At 28.0% G+C, this 7,247-nt stretch carries 7 protein-coding genes; 2 read left to right on the forward strand and 5 right to left on the reverse strand.

Annotation, left to right across the window (positions count from 1 at the left end; all coding sequences use genetic code 11):
• Nucleotides 1–295: 295 nt before the first annotated feature.
• Both R4K56_RS14100 and R4K56_RS14105 read left to right on the forward strand, forming a co-directional pair.
• Complete coding sequence (locus R4K56_RS14100) at nucleotides 296–1,258, forward strand: class II fructose-bisphosphate aldolase (protein WP_297299439.1); 963 nt, start codon at nucleotides 296–298, stop codon at nucleotides 1,256–1,258.
• A gap of 205 nt (nucleotides 1,259–1,463) precedes the next feature.
• Entirely contained in the window at nucleotides 1,464–2,366 is a 903-nt protein-coding gene (locus R4K56_RS14105) for an SAM hydrolase/SAM-dependent halogenase family protein (RefSeq protein WP_335773079.1), read from the forward strand.
• Nucleotides 2,367–2,452: 86 nt separating this feature from the next.
• Here R4K56_RS14105 and R4K56_RS14110 read toward each other — a convergent pair whose 3' ends face one another.
• From R4K56_RS14110 to R4K56_RS14130, 5 genes are all read right to left on the reverse strand, one after another.
• On the reverse strand, nucleotides 2,453–3,121 hold the full coding sequence (locus tag R4K56_RS14110; protein WP_335773080.1) for a hypothetical protein: 669 nt from the start codon (nucleotides 3,119–3,121) through the stop codon (nucleotides 2,453–2,455).
• A gap of 1 nt (nucleotide 3,122) precedes the next feature.
• On the reverse strand, nucleotides 3,123–3,722 hold the full coding sequence (locus R4K56_RS14115; protein WP_335758217.1) for an OmpA family protein: 600 nt from the start codon (nucleotides 3,720–3,722) through the stop codon (nucleotides 3,123–3,125).
• 12 nt (nucleotides 3,723–3,734) lie between these two features.
• The gene (locus R4K56_RS14120; protein ID WP_335773081.1) at nucleotides 3,735–4,985 is read right to left on the reverse strand and encodes a hypothetical protein; all 1,251 of its coding nucleotides are present in this window, start codon (nucleotides 4,983–4,985) and stop codon (nucleotides 3,735–3,737) included.
• A gap of 69 nt (nucleotides 4,986–5,054) precedes the next feature.
• Nucleotides 5,055–6,794, reverse strand: a complete 1,740-nt coding sequence (locus R4K56_RS14125; RefSeq protein WP_335773082.1) for a hypothetical protein — start codon at nucleotides 6,792–6,794, stop codon at nucleotides 5,055–5,057.
• 219 nt (nucleotides 6,795–7,013) lie between these two features.
• Nucleotides 7,014–7,247: hypothetical protein (locus R4K56_RS14130; RefSeq protein WP_335786924.1), on the reverse strand; the 234-nt coding region annotated here is incomplete at its 5' end.

The following is a 7,247-nucleotide window of genomic DNA, read 5'->3' on the forward strand; positions in this document are numbered from 1 at the left end:
AATCATAAAACTATAATTTAAAAACATAGTGAAAATTTCTTGATAATTTATTTTGTATATATTTTTATATCTATTAGTTATCATAATATTGATAAAACAGTAGAAAAAGTTCAATAAATTCAAGATTTTGTATAAAATATATTTGTTATAAAAAATACATAAAATACCATTTAAGCATTTTTAATATCCAAAAAAATTCGTTAAAATGAGGATTTTTATTGAAAAATTATTATTTTTACTATATTATTAGTATATTATAAATAAGTATTTTTTAATTTTATAAAAGGAGAACAATATGGTTAAATTCTCAGATTTAGGCCTTGTTAATAGTAGAGACCTTTTTAAAAAAGCTATTACTGGTGGTTATGCTATCCCAGCATTTAACTTTAATAATATGGAACAATTACAAGCTATAGTTCAAGCTTGTGTAGAAACTAAAAGCCCTGTTATAATTCAAGTTTCTTCTGGTGCTAGAAAGTATGCTAATCAAACTATATTGAGATATATGGCTCAAGGAGCTGTAGAATATGCTAAAGAATTAGGCGTTAACGTACCTATAGTATTACACCTTGACCATGGTGATAGTTTAGAACTTTGTAAAAGCTGTATCGAATACGGTTTCTCTTCTGTTATGATAGACGGAAGCCATTATGATTACAACAAAAACGTTGAATTAACTAGAAGTGTAGTTGAATATGCTCATAAATATGACGTTACAGTTGAAGGTGAATTAGGCGTACTTGCTGGTGTTGAAGATGATGTTGTAGCAGAACAGCACACTTATACTCAGCCTGAAGAAGTAGAAGACTTCGTTAAAAAAACTGGAGTTGACTCTCTTGCTATTTCTATAGGTACAAGCCATGGTGCTTATAAATTTAAACCTGGTCAAAATCCTCAAATAAGATTAGACATTCTTAAAGAAATTGAGAAAAAAATTCCTGGATTCCCTATTGTATTACATGGTTCTTCTAGCGTACCTCAAGAGTATGTTAAAATGATCAATGAAAATGGCGGTAAATTAGATGACGCTATAGGTATTCCAGAAGAGCAATTAAGAGAAGCTTCAAAAAGTGCTGTTTGTAAAATCAATATAGACAGTGACTCAAGACTTGCTATGACTGCTGCTATTAGAAAAGTATTCCATGATGATCCTAAAGAATTCGACCCTAGAAAATATTTAGGACCTGCTCGTGATGAAATGAAAAAACTTTATATACATAAAATCAATAATGTATTAGGTTCTAACAATAAAATATAATTAAAGGAGACACCGTGGGAAAACAACACAGAAAAGTAGTTAAACGTAAAAGAGCTTTAAGAAGAATCAAAAGACAAAAAGAAGCTCTAAATGCTAAAGCTAAATAATAATTAACAACAAAAATTATTAAAGGGCATGAGTTTATTCTTATGCCCTTCATTTTTTAACAAAACAAAATTTAAGAAAACAGAAAAGGAATAAACAAATGAAAAAATATATATTAATGATATTTATTTTATTTTCTCTATTAATATCATGCGAAAAAGAAATTAATAAATCACCTTTAGCCCTTCAAACTGATTTCGGAAGAAAAGACAATGCAGTAGCAAGTATGTATGGAGTAGCTTTAACAGTAGATAAAGATTTAAAAGTATATGATCTTACTCATGAAATACCAGCTTTCAATATATGGGAAGCTGCTTTAAGATTAGATCAAACAGCAAGATATTGGCCTGAAGGTACAGTATTTGTAAATGTTGTTGATCCTGGAGTTGGTACAGAAAGAAAATCTGTTGTAATGAAAACTACTAATAATTATTACTTTGTTACTCCTGATAATGGATCTTTAACTTTTGTTGCAGAAAGTTTAGGTGTTGAAGAAGTAAGAGAAATTGATGAAGCAGTAAATAGATTAACTAACTCTCAAGAATCATACACTTTCCATGGCAGAGATGTTTATGTTTATACTGGTGCAAGACTTGCATCTAAACAAATTACTTTTGAACAAGTAGGTAAATCTTTAGGTACAAATATAACAAAGATTGATTATCAAAAAGCAAGATATGAAAACGGTAAATTCTTTGCTAATATTCCTATACTTGATGTACAATATGGAAATGTATGGTCTTCTTTGCCTAGACAATTAATGTTGGATAATGGCATTAAAGTTGGAGATATGGTAAATGTATCTATATATAATGAAGGTAATTTAGTATGGAATGGAGATGTTAAACTTGTTAATACTTTTGGAGATGTTCCGGAAGGCGATAACATGGCTTATTTCAATTCTGAACTTAATTTCTCTGTTGCTGTAAATATGGGCAATTTCTCTGATAAATATAAAGTTTATAGCGGCCCTAATTGGAGTATGGAAATAATCAAAAAATAAAAATTATATATAGTAATTAGTAAAGCGGGCATACTATTAAAAAATAGCATGCCCTTATAAAAACAGAAATTCAAGAAAGTATCTAATTAAAATTTAGGCCCAAATCTGTATCCAACCTGCAAACCAATATCCAAATTTCCAAAAGCCTCATCTTTTAAAACATTAAGTGCATCTAACGATTCTTTCCAATTGTATCCCCAGTCATAGCCTAAATAAAATCCAATATTTATAGCCATATTTTCTTTAAAGAATATAGAATAATCAAAAGTACCTCTTATATAAGTTCTAGGTTTTGTATCTGAAGAATATTTTTGAGATAATCCTGAAACATCATAACTTACATTAGGATTGATTCCAAATTTAGCTCCAACATTAATACCTATAGAAAATCCTTTTATATTAAATTTAGGATAAAAACCTATATAAAGATCATGAGAAGTAAGTTTATAAGTTTGAGTATTATTATTTTTTGAATAATTAAAACCTGTAAAATCATAACCTAATGAACCTAATAAACTAACTCCCATACTCTCATTTATTTGAAACATATATCCTATATCAGCTTCTACACCTATTTGAAAATTTCCGCCAACTTTTGGATTGCCAGCTACTTTAACATTATTATCAACCAATGTAATTCCGGCACCAATAGGAACATTTGCAATTATTTCAAAACCGCCAATCTTAGCATAAGAAATTTGACAAACTAATATTAATAAACTGATTATTAATAAAAGCTTATTAGATTTTAACATATCATTTCTCCTCAAAATCATTAGAAGTATTATTTACTCCATAATTGCTGTAAAACTTCATATACTTTTCCAATTCATTTTCACACTTAATAGCAACAAAATCAACACGTCTGTTCAAATGAATATTAGTAGTATACTTTGGCATTATATCACTATAAGGAAAAATGTGAACCCTTTTATAAGAAAAACCAGAGGAAAGAATAACGTCTCTTATGACACTAGCCCTTCTTTCTGACAAATTGTAATTTATAGTGGTATTATTACTACCTATAATATCCGCATGACCTTCTATCAGTAAAATACAATTTCTATTATTACTCATAAAACTTAGCACTTCGTCCATAACAAAAACATAATCTTTTATATTATAAGGTTTAGTCTCCCCTAACCTGTAATATATCTCATGTCCTGTAAACTCCATAAGGTAGCCTCTTTCAGTTTCAATCAAATTAATATTACTGCTTGTATTGAAATCATAATTACATGGATCTTTTTTTATAATTGGTCTATTCCAAGAAAAATATATTCTTCTTTCCGGTATGAAACATGCTGTTAAAACAAATGGTATAATCAAAAACAATAGCAATTTAATATATCTCATAACACCGCCTCATTAAAACCTTATATTTATAGGTATGAAAGAAAGAGCAAATTGTTTAGTAAATATACCATACTCAATAGCTAACGATTGATAGAATATATCAAAATGAAAACCTACTCTAACATCATAAAGTTTATATGACATTTTATCTTGAGAATTAGGAACATACAAATCATTAACTATTATTTCATGTCCTACAATATTAGCATAACTGCCTATACCATTCACACCAACTTTAGATTCCAAACTTCCAAATATAATATCAGCTCCAAGAGAGAAATATGCAGATAAATATTGTATAGCAGGTACTTTTTCCTGCATCTTAAATCCGAATACCAATTTAGGACTTAAAGCAAAAGTTTTCCATTTAGATTCTAAAAAAGCATTGCCATTAAATACAACCCCAGTATCAGTACCGCCATTAAAACCTAAATAAAGAGGTACATAAACATTTCTATTATTAGCAGCCATTTTTAAATTTCCAACATCATAATTAAAATCAAATCTTAAATCACCAAAGAAATATTTAGTTCTAAAAAGATATGCCTTTAATGAAGCACCTACATTCCAACCTAAAGATTCTATTTCAACATCATTAATAACTGCCCCATAAATCTCTTTAAATCCTAAAGATATACCTCCTCTGAAAGTTAAAGCCAAAGGTATAGGGCCAAGATTAACTTGAAAATAAGCATTTATATGAGGTATAGGAAGTATATCTAAAGCTTTTGATAATGAATCATAATCATTTTGATTTGCTGGAGGATTCTTTATATAATCTATATGAAGCAAAGGAGCATCACTGTATAAATTAATTCCAAAACTTCCTATGGGTGTATGCATAGGAATAAGAAGTCCTGTATTATTTCCAGAAGCTGCAGTAAAAGCCGCTTTATTTTTTAAAGCATTAATAACTGTTGTTGCTGTACCTTGCTGCATATTTGCAACTTCCAAAAATCCCAATGTAGTTCCCACTAATAATATTACAGATTCATTTGTTGTGGTATCCAATACTTTTTCAGGATTTTGTGCTATTGTTATAAGCTCTCCAAATGAAAATGATTTTATGCCATCATCAAATAATTTATTCATTTGTTTGCTGCCAGTTAAAATCTCTAATGTTTCTTTAGGTATATTCTTATACATTCCTGTTGAATCTATATAAGAGTTAATGAAAGTTCCATAATCAAGTCCAGGCAGTTGGGAATATAAATTAATGCTTATAAACAACATTACAAAGAATATTAAAAATGTCTTTTTCATAAAAAATCCCAAACAATAAATATAATAAAATTAATAAAATATATTTTACCCATTCTCTTTATATTATTATTAATTCAATTCAAAAGTGTAATGCGTAACTGCCTCATCAGGTCGAAAATAATCATTACCTTTATCCTTAATTATTCTTAACATATCAGCCATAGTTTTATAATACAAGAAATAATAATCATACTTTTTATAATCTTCCATAGTCATAGCTGCCTCAAGTAAAGCATAATATTTATGTGAAAGGTTTAAAGCTGTTTCATATTGAGTATTAAGTTTAAACTGTCTATCATAATCAACTAAACGAACTATTTTATTATTAAAAGTAAATAAATCAGCACCGCCGCTTTCCCAACCTATTACAGAAGTTATTTCATTATTAGGTACAACATTAACCCAATCAGATTCTTGAGCTCTGTCTGGAGGTACTGAAGATACTTGCAGCTGATAAGAACCAGATTTTTTGATATGTTCTTCTGTAACAGTGAAATTAGTTTCAAATCTATCAACTGTTTCCATAATTTCTTTAATAGGAGGAATAGGATAAGTAATATTAAAAGTTCTATAATATTTTCCATTTAATTCAGTGTAAGAAGGTTCTAAAGGAGTTGGAGGCGTTAAAGACAATGAGCTCATAGATATCATTTTACCGTTTATTTCATCAGCATCATCATAACCTGTTGATGATGTTTCTTTCATCCAATTTTTACCATCTTCAGTAGACCATATACCATCAGATTTTGAAAAATTCTTAACACCATATCCCCATAACTGCTTGGAAGTTTTATAATAAAACCAATTAGAAACTCCTCCTGAAACATATAATTTTTTACCATCAGTTTTTACATAATAACCATCTCTGCATCCAAAAGGATTTGCATTTGTTGTCCAAGTTTTTAATTCTGAAGAACCATCATTCAAATCGTTAACATAATAATATCCATCTGATGTAGTAAAAATATCATCATTTGGATCTCTGTATCCTGTAGGGCTTACATCATATATAGAATACCATCTATTAAATGCATATAATTTATCCTTGAAAAAAACTATCTCTATTCTTGTACAACCTATTCTACCCTGCCAATTATTAGGATTGTTATAATTAGCCTCTGGAAGTTTGTATACCTGAAGAAGATCCTTTGAATCTTTCCAATTGATAAGAGTATCTGAAGAAATAATATCTTTATATGTTCTAACTTCATAATAATATTCTATTTTATAGAAAGTTGAATCAAAATTACTTGGCTTTTTTTCAAATTCTACATCATTATACAATACTTCATAAGATCTATTTGTACTTTCTATATAAACTTTATCTGTATCAATAACTAATCTATCAGAATTTAAATTTGTCCAATACTGTACTTTTTCTAAATCTTCATTTGCAGATAAACTATGTATTTTTATTATAGTATTTCCATCATTAGCTATTTTTAATAATGCTCCTTTTCCTGTCCTCTCTAATTGTTTCTTAACAGGATCATATTTATATTCATTGGTAGCCAATACATACCATTCATTTTTGAATTTAAATCTTCTTCCATAGCTTCCAAATACTATACCATCTTCTACTACTTCAGGTTTTATTTCTATAGGTTTTTCTTCTGTTTCTTCTGGAGGGTCTGGCACTGGTGTAGGATTTGGATAGTCTGGTATTTCTGGTTTCTCGTCATCTATATTTGGAAATGCTGTTGGAGGCGGAATATCATTTGGACCTAATATATTAATTTTTCTACATGATATTATAAAAACTATAATAATAATTAAAAAAAATGATATAAAGTATAACTTATTTTTCATCATATTATCCTATTATTGCGAGTATATAAATTTCATAAACTTCTATTACATCTAAATTAAAACTATGTCTATAATTTTATGCTATAAATATTATTTTGAATCCAATTATAAAATAACTAATACTCATACATTAATACGTAAAATTCAAAATATTCCCAAAAATTTATATTTTGATAATCATAATTTTTGTTAATAAAATTCTTTTTCATAAAATAGTCCTTAAATATTATTAAGTAATTTTTTATTATTACCATCAATAAATTTTATTAAAATTTTATATTTATTAATATTATTTACATTCTTAATGATATAGAATATTTTGAATAAAATTAGGCAAATTTTTTTTGATGACTTATAATAAACCGAGTTTACATTATTGGCTTGGCTTGGCTTGGCTTGGCTTGGCTTGGCTTGGCTTGGCTTGGCTTGGATTTTGATAAATAATCGAAAATT

The sequence above is a fragment of the Brachyspira pulli genome (genome assembly GCF_036997785.1).
Lineage (GTDB): Bacteria > Spirochaetota > Brachyspiria > Brachyspirales > Brachyspiraceae > Brachyspira > Brachyspira pulli.